At 55.8% G+C, this 14,574-nt stretch carries 26 protein-coding genes; 2 read left to right on the forward strand and 24 right to left on the reverse strand.

The genetic code is table 11. From position 1 onward, the window contains the following. Positions 1-224: 224 nt before the first annotated feature. The 11 genes from rpmD to rpmC form a co-directional block, all read right to left on the reverse strand. The gene (gene rpmD, locus ACVBAU_RS15040; RefSeq protein WP_005849797.1) at positions 225-413 is read right to left on the reverse strand and encodes a 50S ribosomal protein L30; all 189 of its coding nucleotides are present in this window, start codon (positions 411-413) and stop codon (positions 225-227) included. 2 nt (positions 414-415) lie between these two features. Further along, positions 416-997: a 30S ribosomal protein S5 gene (gene rpsE / locus ACVBAU_RS15045; protein ID WP_093731783.1), complete on the reverse strand. Its 582-nt coding sequence runs from the start codon at positions 995-997 to the stop codon at positions 416-418. 109 nt (positions 998-1,106) lie between these two features. Continuing rightward, positions 1,107-1,466: a 50S ribosomal protein L18 gene (gene rplR, locus ACVBAU_RS15050; protein WP_093731782.1), complete on the reverse strand. Its 360-nt coding sequence runs from the start codon at positions 1,464-1,466 to the stop codon at positions 1,107-1,109. A gap of 11 nt (positions 1,467-1,477) precedes the next feature. After that, complete coding sequence (rplF, locus tag ACVBAU_RS15055; protein ID WP_093731781.1) at positions 1,478-2,011, reverse strand: 50S ribosomal protein L6; 534 nt, start codon at positions 2,009-2,011, stop codon at positions 1,478-1,480. Positions 2,012-2,021: 10 nt separating this feature from the next. After that, positions 2,022-2,414 carry a 30S ribosomal protein S8 gene (gene rpsH / locus ACVBAU_RS15060; protein WP_138922615.1) on the reverse strand — a complete coding sequence of 131 codons (393 nt, stop codon included), beginning with the start codon at positions 2,412-2,414 and terminating at the stop codon, positions 2,022-2,024. 12 nt (positions 2,415-2,426) lie between these two features. After that, a complete protein-coding gene (gene rpsN, locus ACVBAU_RS15065; RefSeq protein WP_007118851.1) occupies positions 2,427-2,732 on the reverse strand; it encodes a 30S ribosomal protein S14 in 306 nt (101 codons plus the stop codon). 19 nt (positions 2,733-2,751) lie between these two features. Beyond that, positions 2,752-3,315 (reverse strand): 50S ribosomal protein L5, encoded by a 564-nt coding sequence (gene rplE, locus ACVBAU_RS15070; protein ID WP_093731779.1) that lies wholly within the window; start codon positions 3,313-3,315, stop codon positions 2,752-2,754. Then, a complete protein-coding gene (gene rplX / locus ACVBAU_RS15075; RefSeq protein WP_138922614.1) occupies positions 3,308-3,619 on the reverse strand; it encodes a 50S ribosomal protein L24 in 312 nt (103 codons plus the stop codon). The genes rplE and rplX overlap by 8 nt, the downstream gene beginning before the upstream one ends. Beyond that, the gene (gene rplN, locus ACVBAU_RS15080; protein WP_093731777.1) at positions 3,619-3,987 is read right to left on the reverse strand and encodes a 50S ribosomal protein L14; all 369 of its coding nucleotides are present in this window, start codon (positions 3,985-3,987) and stop codon (positions 3,619-3,621) included. Before rplN ends, rplX begins: the two co-directional genes overlap by 1 nt. 156 nt (positions 3,988-4,143) lie before the next feature. Then, positions 4,144-4,383 carry a 30S ribosomal protein S17 gene (gene rpsQ, locus ACVBAU_RS15085; RefSeq protein WP_008224956.1) on the reverse strand — a complete coding sequence of 80 codons (240 nt, stop codon included), beginning with the start codon at positions 4,381-4,383 and terminating at the stop codon, positions 4,144-4,146. Positions 4,384-4,398: 15 nt separating this feature from the next. Beyond that, the gene (gene rpmC, locus ACVBAU_RS15090; RefSeq protein ID WP_093731776.1) at positions 4,399-4,605 is read right to left on the reverse strand and encodes a 50S ribosomal protein L29; all 207 of its coding nucleotides are present in this window, start codon (positions 4,603-4,605) and stop codon (positions 4,399-4,401) included. A 161-nt stretch (positions 4,606-4,766) separates the two neighbouring features. On the opposite strand from rpmC, the gene ACVBAU_RS15095 reads away from it, so the two are divergent. After that, a complete protein-coding gene (locus ACVBAU_RS15095; RefSeq protein ID WP_093731775.1) occupies positions 4,767-5,387 on the forward strand; it encodes a TIGR02466 family protein in 621 nt (206 codons plus the stop codon). Here ACVBAU_RS15095 and ACVBAU_RS15100 read toward each other — a convergent pair. Further along, complete coding sequence (locus ACVBAU_RS15100) at positions 5,384-5,596, reverse strand: hypothetical protein (protein WP_138922612.1); 213 nt, start codon at positions 5,594-5,596, stop codon at positions 5,384-5,386. The two genes, ACVBAU_RS15095 and ACVBAU_RS15100, sit on opposite strands and share 4 nt — an antisense overlap. 214 nt (positions 5,597-5,810) lie before the next feature. Here ACVBAU_RS15100 and ACVBAU_RS15105 point away from each other — a divergent pair, with 214 nt between their 5' ends. Next, positions 5,811-6,275, forward strand: a complete 465-nt coding sequence (locus tag ACVBAU_RS15105) for a hypothetical protein (RefSeq protein WP_448326988.1) — start codon at positions 5,811-5,813, stop codon at positions 6,273-6,275. A gap of 105 nt (positions 6,276-6,380) precedes the next feature. Here ACVBAU_RS15105 and rplP read toward each other — a convergent pair whose 3' ends face one another. From rplP to tuf, 12 genes are all read right to left on the reverse strand, one after another. Further along, positions 6,381-6,794, reverse strand: a complete 414-nt coding sequence (rplP, locus tag ACVBAU_RS15110; RefSeq protein WP_138922610.1) for a 50S ribosomal protein L16 — start codon at positions 6,792-6,794, stop codon at positions 6,381-6,383. Positions 6,795-6,807: 13 nt separating this feature from the next. Next, on the reverse strand, positions 6,808-7,515 hold the full coding sequence (gene rpsC, locus ACVBAU_RS15115; RefSeq protein ID WP_093731771.1) for a 30S ribosomal protein S3: 708 nt from the start codon (positions 7,513-7,515) through the stop codon (positions 6,808-6,810). Continuing rightward, positions 7,515-7,895 carry a 50S ribosomal protein L22 gene (gene rplV / locus ACVBAU_RS15120; RefSeq protein ID WP_093731770.1) on the reverse strand — a complete coding sequence of 127 codons (381 nt, stop codon included), beginning with the start codon at positions 7,893-7,895 and terminating at the stop codon, positions 7,515-7,517. Before rplV ends, rpsC begins: the two co-directional genes overlap by 1 nt. 3 nt (positions 7,896-7,898) lie before the next feature. Next, positions 7,899-8,177 (reverse strand): 30S ribosomal protein S19, encoded by a 279-nt coding sequence (gene rpsS, locus ACVBAU_RS15125; RefSeq protein WP_005849833.1) that lies wholly within the window; start codon positions 8,175-8,177, stop codon positions 7,899-7,901. Positions 8,178-8,180: 3 nt separating this feature from the next. Then, positions 8,181-9,023 (reverse strand): 50S ribosomal protein L2, encoded by an 843-nt coding sequence (gene rplB, locus ACVBAU_RS15130; protein WP_138922609.1) that lies wholly within the window; start codon positions 9,021-9,023, stop codon positions 8,181-8,183. 272 nt (positions 9,024-9,295) lie between these two features. Next, positions 9,296-10,171, reverse strand: coding sequence for a DUF1206 domain-containing protein (locus ACVBAU_RS15135; RefSeq protein ID WP_448326992.1), 876 nt, complete (start codon positions 10,169-10,171; stop codon positions 9,296-9,298). Between the two features lie 204 nt (positions 10,172-10,375). Beyond that, a complete protein-coding gene (locus ACVBAU_RS15140; RefSeq protein ID WP_093731768.1) occupies positions 10,376-10,672 on the reverse strand; it encodes a 50S ribosomal protein L23 in 297 nt (98 codons plus the stop codon). Further along, complete coding sequence (rplD, locus tag ACVBAU_RS15145; RefSeq protein WP_093731767.1) at positions 10,669-11,286, reverse strand: 50S ribosomal protein L4; 618 nt, start codon at positions 11,284-11,286, stop codon at positions 10,669-10,671. Before rplD ends, ACVBAU_RS15140 begins: the two co-directional genes overlap by 4 nt. After that, positions 11,283-12,125 carry a 50S ribosomal protein L3 gene (gene rplC / locus ACVBAU_RS15150; protein ID WP_138922607.1) on the reverse strand — a complete coding sequence of 281 codons (843 nt, stop codon included), beginning with the start codon at positions 12,123-12,125 and terminating at the stop codon, positions 11,283-11,285. The genes rplD and rplC overlap by 4 nt, the downstream gene beginning before the upstream one ends. An 18-nt stretch (positions 12,126-12,143) precedes the next feature. Continuing rightward, positions 12,144-12,461: a 30S ribosomal protein S10 gene (gene rpsJ, locus ACVBAU_RS15155; RefSeq protein WP_005849850.1), complete on the reverse strand. Its 318-nt coding sequence runs from the start codon at positions 12,459-12,461 to the stop codon at positions 12,144-12,146. 207 nt (positions 12,462-12,668) lie between these two features. Beyond that, complete coding sequence (locus ACVBAU_RS15160; protein ID WP_448326996.1) at positions 12,669-13,199, reverse strand: hypothetical protein; 531 nt, start codon at positions 13,197-13,199, stop codon at positions 12,669-12,671. A gap of 138 nt (positions 13,200-13,337) precedes the next feature. Beyond that, on the reverse strand, positions 13,338-14,513 hold the full coding sequence (tuf, locus tag ACVBAU_RS15165) for an elongation factor Tu (RefSeq protein ID WP_138925245.1): 1,176 nt from the start codon (positions 14,511-14,513) through the stop codon (positions 13,338-13,340). Positions 14,514-14,574: the final 61 nt, after the last annotated feature.

Genomic DNA, 14,574 nt, shown 5'->3' on the forward strand with positions numbered 1-14,574 from the left:
TGTGGCCCCCAGCGACGGGAGTGGCCAAACGCGGCGTTTCATATGATTCTCGTGGCGGATTGGTGGCCACTGGGCGGCGTATAAACGGGAGAGACGGGGCATTCAAGCCCCCTGCCCTCACCGGCATAACCCGGCTTAACGAAAAACGCCTCGCAGTGTCCTGCGAGGCGTTATAGATTGGCAAAAGGGCGTCATCGGAACCCTTCACTTTCAGGCGAAAGCGTTCAGCCTTTTTCTTCGATGATCTCTACCATGTGAGAGATCTTGCGGATCATGCCGCGAACGGAAGGTGTGTCTTCCAGTTCACGTACACGGTGCATTTTGTTAAGGCCCAAACCAATCAACGTAGCGCGCTGGTCGGCGGGGCGGCGGATTGGCGAACCAACCTGCTTGATTACGATTGTCTTAGCCATGCTTATGCCTCCTCAGCCACTTGTGCGGACGATTCAACATTGTCCTCACGCTTGGGCAGAATGTCTGCAACTTTCTTGCCGCGACGCTGAGCAACAGCACGTGGCGAGGATTCTTTTTTCAGACCGTCCATGGTGGCACGGATCATGTTGTAAGGGTTCTGCGTCCCGATGGACTTGGATACAACGTCCTTGATGCCCAACATTTCGAATACGGCACGCATTGGACCACCGGCGATGATCCCGGTACCTTCTGGTGCCGTCCGCATTACAACGCGACCGGCGCCGTGACGGCCTTCCATGTCGTGGTGCAATGTACGGCCTTCGCGCAGTTGAACGCGAATCATTTGGCGCTTGGCTTGCTCGGTGGCTTTGCGAATGGCTTCTGGAACCTCTTTCGCTTTGCCTTTGCCGAAGCCTACACGGCCCTTTTGGTCGCCAACAACGACAAGTGCAGCGAAGCCAAAGCGCTTACCACCCTTAACGGTTTTGGAAACGCGGTTGATCGCCACTAGGCGGTCGGCGAATTCGGGTGTCTCGTCGCGTTGGTTGCGGCGGTTGCCACCCCGGTTGTCATCTCTTGCCATGCGGCATCATCCTTTTGGTGCTGCGCTTGCGCGCGTCATAATGTCAATCCAAGTGGGCCAAGCCCCCGGATCATCGAGGCGGCACGTGAACCGTGCCGCCTACGTTGGTTTAGATTTTCAGACCGCCTTCGCGGGCTGCATCGGCCAAAGCTTTGATTTTGCCGTGGAACAGGAAACCACCACGGTCAAAATATGCTTCCTTCACACCGGCCTTTTGAGCACGCTCGGCGATTGCCGAACCAACCTTGGTCGCTGCGTCGATGTTGTTTTTGCCAACAACACCCAGGTCTTTTTCCATCGAGGACGCGGAGGCCAGTGTGACCCCGTTTACGTCGTCGATCAGCTGGGCGCTGATGTTCTTGTTCGAGCGGTGAACGGAGAGACGAAGACGCCCCGCGTTGACCCGGCGAAGTTTGTTCCGAACGCGCAGGCGGCGTTTCAGAAACAGTTGTCTTTTGCTGTTTGCCATCTGAGCTATCCTTACTTCTTCTTGCCTTCTTTGCGGAAGACGAACTCACCCTTATAGCGGATGCCTTTGCCCTTGTAGGGCTCGGGCTTGCGCCAAGCGCGAATGTTCGCAGCGACTTGACCAACAAGCTGTTCGTCAATGCCTTCTACCACAATCTCGGTCTGTTTCGGGGCTGTGACTGTCACACCTTCAGGTGCCACGTAATCAACATCATGCGACAGGCCCAGGTTCAGGCGCAGCGTGTTGCCATTCATGGCAGCACGATAACCAACACCCTGGATCTCAAGCTCTTTCTTGAAGCCGGCGGTGACACCGGTAACAAGGTTTTCGACCATTGTGCGGCTCATGCCCCACTGCTGGCGCGCGCGCTTGGATTTGCCGCGTGGTGTGATGGTGACCACGTTGTCTTCGACAGTCAATGTAACGTCGTCAGTCGCCTTGAAGGAACGGGTTCCCTTTGGGCCTTTGACTTCGATGGTCTGCCCGCTCACGGATGCTGAAACACCGCTTGGCAGGTCGACCGGTTTTTTACCAATACGAGACATTTTGTTCTCCTTAGAATACGGTGCAGAGCACTTCGCCGCCAACATTGTGGCTGCGTGCATTCTGATCCGACATCACACCCTTGGGGGTGGAGACAATCGACACACCAAGGCCCTGACGGACAACGGGGATGTCATTGACGCCCATGTAGACGCGACGACCGGGTTTGGAGACCCGCTTCAGTTCGCGAATAACAGGTTCGCCCTCGTAATACTTGAGGCTGATTTCGATGGCGGGATGGCCATCGGCACCAGTTTTTGCTTCGTAACCACGGATGTAGCCTTCGTCCGCAAGCACGTCCAGAACCCATGCACGCAGCTTGGAAGCAGGTGTCATGACGGTGGATTTGCCGCGCATCGAAGAGTTACGGATGCGTGTCAGCATATCTGCGATAGGATCGTTCATCTGATGCGCTCCTTACCAGCTCGACTTGACCATGCCGGGGATTTGGCCGCTCGAGCCAAGATCCCGCAGCGCGATCCGCGAAATTTTCAGTTTACGGTAATAAGCGTGTGGACGGCCTGTCAGCTGGCAGCGGTTGTGCAGACGCACAGCGCTGGAGTTGCGAGGCAGTTTCGCCAGCTTCAGGGAAGCGCGAAAACGCTCTTCCATTGGCTTGGATTCGTCGCTTACGATCTCTTTCAAGGCAGCGCGCTTTTCAGCGTACTTCTTGACCAGTGCTTCGCGCTTCTTTTCACGCTCGATCATGGATTTCTTAGCCATATCTAAATCCTCCCCGCGCTTACGATGTGAAGGGCATGTTGAATGCTTTCAACAGTGCCTTCGCTTCAGCGTCGGTTTTCGCCGTGGTGGCGATCACGATGTCCATTCCCCAAGTCTCGTCGACTTTATCAAAGTCGATTTCGGGGAACACGATGTGCTCTTTCAAGCCCATGGCGTAGTTGCCACGGCCGTCAAAGCTCTTGCCGTTGATGCCGCGGAAGTCGCGGATACGAGGCATTGCGATCGTGATCAGACGATCCAGGAATTCGTACATACGTTCGCCACGCAGGGTAACTTTCGCACCCAACGGCATGTCTTCACGTACGCGGAAACCAGCGATGGATTTCTTGGCAACTGTTGTCAGCGCTTTTTGGCCGGCAATCGTTGTCAGATCTTCCTGTGCGGATTTTGCTTTCTTGCTGTCACGAACAGCTTCAGCACCACAGCCGATGTTCAGAACGATTTTATCCAGACGCGGGATCTGCATTTCGTTCTTGTAACCGAACTCTTCCTTAAGCGTCGCACGGATCTTGTCCTTGTACTCGACCTTCAGGCGGGGTGTGTATGTTGCGTTATCAAGCATCGATCACGTCCCCCGTGGTTTTTGCAAAGCGCACTTTCTTGTCGCCTTCGATTTTGAACCCAACGCGCGTGGCCTTGCCGTTGGCATCAACCAACGACAGGTTGCTCAGGTCGACTGGCATCGCTTTGGGAATACGGCCGCCTTGCGACGTCTGGGACTGACGCGTGGCGCGGATTGCCATGTTGATACCATCTACGATTGCTTTGTTGGCCTTCGGGTCAACAGACGAGATGGAACCCGTCTTGCCCTTGTCCTTGCCAGCAAGCACGATGACTTTGTCACCTTTGCGAAGTTTAGCAGCCATTACAGCACCTCCGGCGCAAGCGAGATAATCTTCATGAAGTTTTTGGCGCGCAGTTCGCGAACAACTGGGCCGAAGATACGTGTACCTACGGGCTCATTCGAGTTGTTCAGAATGACGGCGGCGTTACGATCGAAACGGATGGCTGTGCCATCGTCACGACGAACTTCTTTGGCTGTGCGAACGACGACGGCTTTACGCACGTCACCCTTTTTCACACGACCGCGAGGGATGGCTTCCTTGACCGACACGACAATGATGTCGCCGACGGATGCGTATTTACGCTTGGAACCACCCAATACCTTGATGCACTGAACACGGCGAGCGCCGCTGTTGTCAGCAACATCCAGGTTGGTCTGCATCTGGATCATTTGGTTTCTCCCGACCTTCTGGGGGGCGATGCGTGCCCTATCCCCAGGGTTTCGATTAAGTTGGTCCGCCCGAAATGGGCATCTCGCTCGTGCCTTTGCGCCTTGCTGCCCTCGGTGTCAAGGGTACAAGACGTTCAGGCCCGAGCGAGCAGCGCCTTAAGCCTCAGCGGCTTGCAGCACTTCCCAACGTTTGGTTTTCGACTTTGGTGCACATTCGATGATGCGAACGCTGTCGCCCACTTTGAATGTGTTGTTCTCATCGTGAGCCCGGTACTTTTTGGACTTACGGATGGTTTTCTTCAGAACCGGGTGTGTAAAGCGACGCTCTACGGATACGGTTACTGTCTGTTCGTTGGCATCGCTTGTCACGGTGCCTGTTAGGATACGTTTGGGCATACTCTCAGGCTCCTATTATTCTGCAGATGCCGCGGCAGCGGCTTTCTGGTTAAGAACGGTTTTGACACGTGCGACGTCACGCTTAACGGTCTTCAAACGTGCGGCATTTTCCAGCTGGCCAGTGGCTTGCTGAAAACGCAGGTTGAAGGATTCTTTCTTGAGGTTAACAAGCTCATCCCGGAGCTGGTCCGGCGTCTTGTCGTGTAGTTCTTTGGCGTTCATCGCCTCATCCTTTCGACATCACCAGTAGGCCCCTTATGGGTGACCATGATTCTGGTGGAGTTCATGTGAAAGCTTCCTCTACATGCCCTACCCTACTTTGGCAAGCGAGGTTTCTGCAAAACCGTATCGCCACGCTGCGCAGGCTGATGTAGAACGGCCCTATGTCACAGATAGAATCCCTTTTCGTCACCCGTCTTTACCGCGCCGCTTTGTCAGAGCACGGTCAACCCGTCGACCCGTCCGAGCTTGAGGCCGCGTGCCTGTCCATCGCCGAGGATGACGAGGCCGGCCAGGAGTGGTGCGAGGAACATGATTTCCCCGGCTACACCAGCTATGCGTCGTTGACGGATCTGCCATGGCGGTTCCCGATCTTTAAGACGGTCAAAAAAGCGCTGGATAAACACGTCAAAGCCTTTGCCAAGGATCTGGCGTTTGATCTGGACGGGCGCAAGCTCAAGCTTGAAGACATCTGGATCAATATCCTCCCCGAGGGCGGCATCCATACGGCGCATATCCACCCGCATTCGGTCATCTCTGGCACAACCTATGTGGCGATGCCCGAAGGGACCAGTGCGCTCAAGCTCGAAGATCCGCGTCTGCCAATGATGATGGCGGCCCCCGGTCGCCAAAAAGACGCACCCCAAGAGCTGCGCCAGTTCGTTTATGCAAAGCCCGTCGTCGGTGACGTGCTGCTCTGGGAAAGCTGGTTGCGCCACGAGGTGCCGATGAACATGTCCGAAGAAGACCGTATTTCGGTCTCATTCAACTACGCCTGGGGTTAACCACGCTTGGGCGGTGCAGCTTTGCGCGCCGCCTCTTGCTCTTTCACGGCCGCCTTCTCTTCTTTGGTCAGCTTGTTGCCCCACTGATTGTTGCTAAGCCCCAAATCGTCCGGCATCGGCTTTGTCTTACCCTTCTTGATCGTACCACCTTTATTCAAAAACTCTTTGATGAGGTCTGCGTCGGTGGTGGGCTTGGGCACGTGTTTCATTATCAGTTCCTTTAGGCAGGTTACGCCAAGCCTATGCGCCACATGCGGCGCTGACTAGGCCCTGCAACCGCTTATTCACGAGACATCAATGTTTCAGAAACAACGCCGCGGATCACGTCACCGCGCGGTTGCCCTAATGTGACTGGGAATAGCTGTGCCGTGGTGCCATCTCGGGCCCGATAACGGCGCAGATGCGCACACAAGGAAGCCCCACGTGAATACTACGAACCCAAGCCCCCTGCCCGCTCTTGCCCTTGCCGGGCTGATTGGTGAACTCACCTTCGAAGCCTATGCATGGCTCGCGTCACCGATCCTGTTCGGCGTCAAGCTAGAGCCGGCCAATCTTGTCATTGGTCTCAGCAAAAAACTGGGGAGCGTCCACCTGCCCTATGCCACCGCCTTTGCCATCCACTTCCTGATCGGGGCATTGGGATTTGCCGCCGTGGTTTTCCTGACCAAGCGGGTCACGAAGCTTGGATTTCTTGGCTCAGGCGTCCTTGCGGGTATTGTGTTGTGGTTTGTGGCCCAGGGTGTGCTGGCACCGCTAATGGGGCGCAGCTTTATGATGGGGTTCGGCAGCTATACGCAGTCTTCTTTTGTCGGACATGTCGGCATGACAATCGTGATCGCACTGGTATGGAAAAAACTACTGAACCAAACCGCGGGTCCCTCGGCCTGAAGACGACGGAGGCAAACCCACTTAAACGAAAAAACCCCCGCTGATTACTCAGCGGGGGTTTTCCATTTTAAAGCAACATCTCCGGCGCGTGCCGGAGCGCTGGTTTTACCAATCTTCGCGAACGACGACGCGCGTTTTGATCGGCAGCTTCATCGCGGCAAGACGCAGAGCTTCTTGTGCAACGTCCTCGGAGACACCGTCGATCTCGAACATTACACGGCCTGGCTTGACCTTGCAGACCCAACGATCCACGGAACCTTTACCTTTACCCATACGAACTTCGATGGGCTTTGCGGTGACAGGTACATCCGGGAAAATACGGATCCAGACACGGCCTTGACGTTTCATGTGACGCGTCATGGCACGACGAGCAGCTTCGATCTGGCGTGCGGTTACCCGCTCGGGCTCGAGAGCCTTCAGACCGTAGGTGCCAAAGTTCAGGTCAGACCCGCCCTTTGCCAGACCTTTGATCCGACCTTTGTGCTGCTTGCGGAATTTAGTACGCTTTGGTTGTAGCATCTCTCATTCCCCCTTAGCGACGACCGCCGGCACCGCGAGGTGCTGGGCCGTCTTGCATTTCTTGTGCCTTACGGTCACGCGCTGCCGGGTCATGTTCCATGATCTCGCCTTTGAAGATCCAGGTCTTGATCCCGATGATGCCATAGGCAGTCATCGCTTCGACATGTGCGTAATCGATGTCTGCACGCAGAGTGTGGAGCGGCACGCGGCCTTCACGATACCATTCGGTACGCGCGATTTCTGCACCACCCAGACGACCAGCAACGTTCACGCGGATACCCAGGGCACCCATACGCATGGCGTTCTGTACCGCACGCTTCATGGCACGACGGAAAGAAACCCGGCGTTCCAGCTGTTGTGCGATGGATTCACCAACAAGGGCTGCGTCCAGCTCTGGCTTGCGAACTTCAACGATGTTGAGGTGCAGGTCAGATTTAGTGATCTTGGCGATTTTCTGGCGCAGACCTTCGATGTCTGCACCTTTCTTGCCGATGATCACACCGGGGCGCGCTGTGTGGATCGTAACGCGGCACTTCTTGTGTGGGCGTTCGATGATCACACGGGCGATACCAGCCTGTGCACATTCTTTCTTGATGAAGTCACGGATGGCAAGGTCTTCGAGCAGAAGATCACCATAGTCCTTCGTATCGGCGTACCAGCGGCTGTCCCAGGTGCGGTTGACCTGAAGACGCATACCGATCGGATTTACTTTGTTACCCATCAGGCTTGCTCCTCAACTTGACGCACGACGATCGTGATTTCCGAAAACGGCTTGATAATCTTGCCGAAACGGCCACGCGCACGCGGACGACCACGTTTCATGATCAGGTTTTTGCCGACATATGCTTCGGCAACGACCAGTTCATCCACGTCAAGGTTGTGGTTGTTTTCACCGTTCGCGATGGCGGACTGAAGGCATTTCTTCACGTCCAGTGCGATCCGCTTTTTGGAGAAGGTCAGGTCCGTAAGGGCCTTGTCTACCTTCTTGCCACGGATCATCGCGGCGACGAGGTTCAGTTTCTGCGGGCTTGTGCGAAGCATGCGCAGTTTTGCACGGGCTTCGTTATCAGCCACGCGGCGGGGATTCTTATCCTTGCTCATGGCTTATTTCCGCTTCGCTTTTTTGTCGGCTGCGTGACCATAATAGGTGCGAGTTGGCGAATACTCACCAAACTTCTGACCAATCATCTCTTCGCTGACGTTTACAGGGATGTGCTTGTGACCGTTGTACACACCGAACGTCAGGCCAACAAACTGTGGCAAGATCGTGGAACGGCGCGACCAAATCTTGATCACTTCGCTGCGACCGCTTTCGCGGGAGGCTTCGGCCTTTTTGAGGACATAAGAGTCAACAAAAGGACCTTTCCATACTGAACGAGACATCTATTAACGCCCCTTCTTCTTGGCGTGGCGCGAGCGTAGGATAAGCTTGCTGGACGCTTTGTTCTTGTTGCGGGTTTTTGCACCCTTTGTGGGCTTGCCCCAAGGCGTAACAGGGTGACGACCACCCGATGTACGGCCTTCACCACCACCGTGAGGGTGGTCGATCGGGTTCATAACAACACCACGTACCGAAGGGCGGATACCCTTGTGACGCATGCGGCCCGCTTTACCGAAGTTCTGGTTGGAGTTGTCAGGGTTGGACACGGCACCAACGGTGGCCATGCATTCCTGACGCACCAGACGCAGTTCGCCCGAGGACAAACGGATCTGAGCGTATCCACCATCACGGCCTACGAATTGTGCGTAGGTACCGGCGGCGCGTGCGATCTGGCCGCCTTTGCCTGGCTTCATTTCGATGTTGTGAACGATTGTACCGATAGGCATGCCCGAAAATGGCATAGCGTTACCAGGCTTGATGTCGGCCTTGGCCGAGGAAATCACCTTGTCGCCGACAGCGATACGCTGTGGTGCTAGGATGTAAGCCTGTTCGCCGTCTTCGTACTGGATCAGTGCGATGAATGCGGTCCGGTTAGGGTCATATTCGATCCGTGCGACAACAGCGGACATGTCCAGCTTGTTGCGTTTGAAATCGACGATACGGTAAAGGCGCTTTGCCCCACCGCCTGTGCGACGCATTGTGATCCGTCCGGTGTTGTTCCGACCGCCTGATTTGGTCAAACCCTGAGTAAGGGATTTGACCGGGCGGCCTTTCCAAAGCTCCGAACGGTCGATCAGTACCAGCCCACGCTGGCCTGGCGTCGTCGGTTTGTACGACTTGAGTGCCATGTTCTCTGTCTTCCGTTTTGCTTGTCCCCGGCCCCGTCGCGATGGTGCCGAGATGGTTGTAGGGCCCCGAAGGTCCCCAATTTGAAATGCCAGACAAAGAACCCCTTTGCCGGGCGTTGCGTGCGGCTAGAACCTACCAACGCGCAAAACGACACAGCCCCGGACGAATCCGGGGCACTGCCGATGGGGTCGTTTAGGGTAGGATCACCCGAGGGTCAAGGGAGCGTCGGGGAATAGTCGGCAAAAGCCCACTGACCTGACAATAACGCGCCTTATTGCGCCATCGACTTGATCTTGCGCGCCACGCTTTGCACGGACGGATCAGCCGCCTTCGGTACAATCCGGTACACTGCGTTCACAAAGCAAAACAGCGAGAACATCAGCAACCCTGCGCAGAGAAGCCCCACCAGAATGCGCCCATAGGCCTGCTGGTGCAACCATTCAAAAGCCGCATCAATGCCGCCAGCATCTGATGCATTCGCGCTCATCGCGGCGTAGACAATCAGACCGCCGATGATCACCACAACAACCCCCTGCGCGGCGACACCGATGCGCAAAACCGGGTTCCAGTGCATGGTAAAGTGGTTAGCCTCCAGATGTTCGCGATAGGACTGCGAGGCTGCTTTGTAGAAATAGTAAAATCCCGTTCCCATGGTGACCAGTCCGACGCCGCCGACAACCCACACGCCGGCTGGCGTTTGAAGGAACTGGTTCAAGAGCTCTTTGCTGCTAGACCCCGATGACGACACTCCCAGCACGGTGACGGCCAAGGCACCGATTGCGCTATGGATGACGCCGGTCACCAGCATCCCCAGCCGCGCGACAATACCTTTTGCCCCCGACCCGTAAGCCTCAAGATCCCAAAAACTATCAACAGCGCGCCAGATCGCATAGGCAAACATACCCGTAGCAATTGCAAAAATCACGGCAAAGCCGGTCGCTCCGTCCAACGATTGCAGTGTAGATTTTGTGCCCTCAGCCTGCCCACCCGACAGTACGGACCACAAGGATAGCCCAGCGACCACCAGATAAACCAACCCGCGTCCGGCATAGCCGGTTCGCATGATCGGCACGGCCCAGGAGAAGTCATCGGGGTCGATGTGAGATAGAATTTCCGATCGGGTGGATTGATGGCTGTTGGCTGACATAGTGACGATATCCCTTCGCGCAAAGCCGGCTCCGGAAAGCGGGGCCCCTACTTTGATGACGTGTGGGACAACAACGCACCGCCGGTCGGCAAGTTCCCGCGAATGGGCCTAAACAGGCAGCGTCACTCCAAACGCAATCGCCAAATAGGAAAAGGCCCCCCACCTTGCGGTGAGGGGCCTTTCATTTTTCGCGTCCAGTCTGACTTACAGACCGGTGGATACGTCGATGGTGTTACCCTCTTCGAGCATAACGTAAGCCTTCTTAACGTCCTTCCGGCGACCCATCTGGCCCCGGAAACGCTTTGCCTTGCCTTTGGTGATGGACGTGTTCACGGCCTTCACTTTGACACCAAAGAGAGCTTCAACAGCTTCTTTGATCATTGGCTTGTTGCTGTCGATCGCGACTTCGAAAACGACGGCGTTGTGCTCGGAAGCCATCGTCGCTTTTTCAGTGATGATCGGCTTGCGGATCACATCGTAATGTTCGTGCTTGGCGCTCATTTCAAACGGGCCTCCAGTGCTTCGATCCCTGCTTTGGTGATCACGAGTGTATCACGCTTAAGGATGTCATAGACGTTTGCACCCATCGTCGGCAGGATATCCAGACCTTCGATGTTGCGCGCGGCTTGCAAGAAGTTCTCATTTACCGAGGCACCGTCGATGATCAACGCGCGTTTCCAGCCCAGGTTCTTAACCTGTTTGGCCAAAGCTGCGGTTTTCCCATCCGAGTTTACATCGTCGATGATAACCAGGCTGCCTGTTTTTGCCTTGGCAGACAAAGCGTGGCGCAGACCCAGTTTGCGGAACTTCTTGGTCAGTTCGTGGCCGTGGCTACGCGGGGTTGGACCCTTGTAGATACCACCCTTACGGAAGATCGGTGCAGAACGTGCGCCGTGGCGTGCGCCGCCGGTGCCTTTCTGACGATAGATCTTCTTGGTCGAATAGCTGACCTCGGACCGTGTCTTGACCTTGTGCGTACCCTGCTGCGCGTTGTTACGCTGCCAGCGGACAACACGGTGCAGAATGTCGGCGCGTGGCTCAAGACCGAACAGGGCCTCGTCCAGGTCTACCGAACCGGCTGCGCCGCCGTCGAGTTTGATGACATCAAGTTTCATTCGTCACCTTCCTTCTTGTCCGACTCAATGGATGCTTCGGCTTCGGCAAGGGCGGCAGCTTCGGTTGCTGCTTGCTCTTCAGCCAAGCGTGCTGCTTCGGCTTCGGCTTCTGCGGCTGCTGCTGCGGCGGCTTCTTCAGCTGCTTTAGCGGCTTCGTCTGCAGCAGATTTCAAAGCGGCAGGTAGGATTGCGTCTTCGGGAAACGGCTTTTTCACCGCATCCTTAACAGTCACCCAACCACCTTTGGAGCCTGGAACGGCGCCTTTGACCATGATCAGACCACGTACGCTGTCAGTTTTGACAACTTCAAGGTTCTGAGTGGTAACACGAGCAGAACCCATGTGACCGGCCATTTTCTTGCCTTTGAAAACCTTGCCCGGATCCTGACACTGACCGGTGGAACCGTGCGAACGGTGCGATACGGAAACACCGTGTGTCGCGCGCAGACCACCAAAGTTGTGACGCTTCATCGCGCCCTGAAAGCCCTTACCGATGGAAGTGCCTGCAACGTCAACATACTGACCAGCAAAGTAATGATCGGCGATGATTTCTTCGCCGACGTTCAACATGGCTTCTGGGTCGATGCGGAATTCCGCGACCTTACGCTTTGGTTCAACCTTTGCTGCTGCAAAGTGACCGCGCATGGCTTGCGACGTCCGTTTAACCTTGGCTGTACCTGCGCCGAGCTGAACAGCTGTGTAGCCGTCCCGTTCGATGGTACGCTGAGCAACAACCTGAAGTTTGTCGAGCTGAAGAACGGTCACAGGGATCTGCTTGCCGTCTTCCATGAACAAACGGGTCATGCCCATCTTTTTTGCAATAACGCCTGAGCGCAACATAATATTACCCTCCTACGCTTATGACTGCAGCTTGATCTCGACGTCCACACCAGCGGCCAGGTCGAGCTTCATCAGCGCGTCCACGGTCTGGGGGGTCGGATCAACGATATCCAGCAGGCGCTTGTGCGTGCGGATTTCGAACTGGTCACGGGATTTCTTGTCAACGTGTGGGCCACGCAGAACAGTGAATTTCTCAATCTTGTTCGGCAGCGGGATTGGGCCGCGAACAGATGCACCGGTACGCTTGGCGGTGTTGACGATTTCTTGTGTGGACGCATCCAGCACGCGGTAATCGAACGCCTTCAAACGGATGCGGATGTTTTGGCTTTGTGCCATATGTCATCATCCCTCATTGGGGGTAGAAACGAAGAGGAAGAGGCGCCTCATCACGGCCCTTCATTGCGTTTTGTCGTAAATCAAACGGGGCGCGTAAAAACGCACCCCGCTGAGACTTTCGCTCTATAGGTCAGGTCACGCCATGAGGCAAGGGGTGAATCCGTTGTTTCGCGCAAATCCGCCTTCTGGACCGTCGCTTGGCGATCGTCAAAACGGCAAAAAAGCCCAGATATGACGCAGCGCGAGCACGGTAAAAGACAGGACTGTGGCAGCGAGCGCCAGGATAAAACGCGCGCGTTTTTGCTCGCGTAGTTTGGACACCATCAACAGCTCATAGGCCAGCTCGTCTTCCCAATCCACCTCCGCCACGGCGGCTTTAAGCGATTCGACCGTGGGATAGCGCGAGGTCTGCACATAAAGCGCGCGTCGGACGCCGGCTGCCCCTCCGTCCGGAACCTTCGAGACGGACCGACGCGATGGATAAAGCACATAGCCAAATAGGAACAGCGGGGCCATCACCACGGACCAGAAGACCAGTACGAACACGATCCCGGACTGTGCAGCACCGGGCAAGCCACCCACAACCGCCGCAACGATGTTCAGGGTAAACGTATATCCGATACCGACAATTTGAGCCTTTGTATCATAGCCCCGCACGGTGGCCTGCGCCTCTTCCAGCGCGATCTGAAAATACTGCCGGCGGTGCGCAGCGCTGCCGGCATCGGAGGGGGGAGTCATCGCTTTCGCCTTTTCGTGGGATAAATATTGCTATGCGGCCCTATAGGGCTTTGAAGCCCTTCGCCCGCAAAAAAGGCCGCCCCCTTACAGGAGCGGCCTTCGTTTTGTCAGCTGTCAGCGGGGTGACCCGCCAGCGGCTTATTCGTTGATCTTGGAAACAACGCCCGCGCCAACGGTACGACCGCCTTCGCGGATCGCGAAGCGCAGACCGTCTTCCATTGCAACGGGTGCGATCAGTTCAACGTCGAACTGAAGGTTGTCACCTGGCATAACCATTTCCGTACCTTCGGGAAGGTTAACGGTGCCGGTTACATCGGTTGTACGGAAGTAGAACTGTGGACGGTAGTTCGCGAAGAACGGCGTGTGACGGCCACCCTCTTCTTTGGTGAGGATATACGCCTCGGCAGTGAACTTTGTGTGTGGGTTAACCGACTTAGGTTTACACAGAACCTGACCGCGCTCAACGCCTTCACGCTCGATACCGCGCAGAAGAACACCAACGTTATCGCCAGCTTCCCCACGATCCAGCAGCTTGCGGAACATTTCAACGCCGGTACAAGTGGTGGTTTTCGTATCACGGATACCAACGATTTCAATGCTGTCGCCAACGTTGATCACGCCACGCTCGATACGGCCAGTCACAACAGTACCACGACCGGAGATCGAGAATACGTCTTCCACTGGCATCAGGAACGGCTGGTCAACAGCGCGTGCTGGTGTCGGGATATATTCGTCAACAGCGGCCATCAACTTGCGGATGGATTCCTCACCAATTTCGGGCTGAGTGCCGTTCATTGCGTGCAGAGCCGAACCAGGGATCACAGGCATGTCGTCGCCTGGGTAGTCGTAGGAAGACAGCAATTCGCGGATTTCCATTTCCACCAATTCCAGCAGCTCTTCGTCGTCAACCTGGTCAACTTTGTTCATGTAGACAACCATGGTCGGGATACCAACCTGGCGACCGAGCAGGATGTGCTCGCGGGTTTGTGGCATGGGGCCATCAGCCGCGTTCACAACCAGGATCGCGCCGTCCATCTGTGCCGCACCGGTGATCATGTTTTTCACATAGTCAGCGTGGCCGGGGCAGTCGACGTGTGCGTAGTGACGTGCTTCGGTTTCATACTCAACGTGCGCGGTCGAAATGGTGATACCGCGTGCTTTTTCTTCGGGCGCGCCGTCGATTTGGTCATAGGCGCGGAAGTCGCCGAAGTATTTCGTGATCGCAGCGGTCAACGTCGTTTTACCGTGGTCAACGTGACCAATGGTACCGATGTTAACGTGTGGTTTATTACGTTCAAACTTTGCCTTAGCCATGGTGGCCTCCTTGGTTTTCAAATTGGGCGGTGGGTTGAACACCCACCCTACGGTTTGGGTA

The sequence above is a fragment of the Sulfitobacter sp. M13 genome, assembly GCF_053474885.1.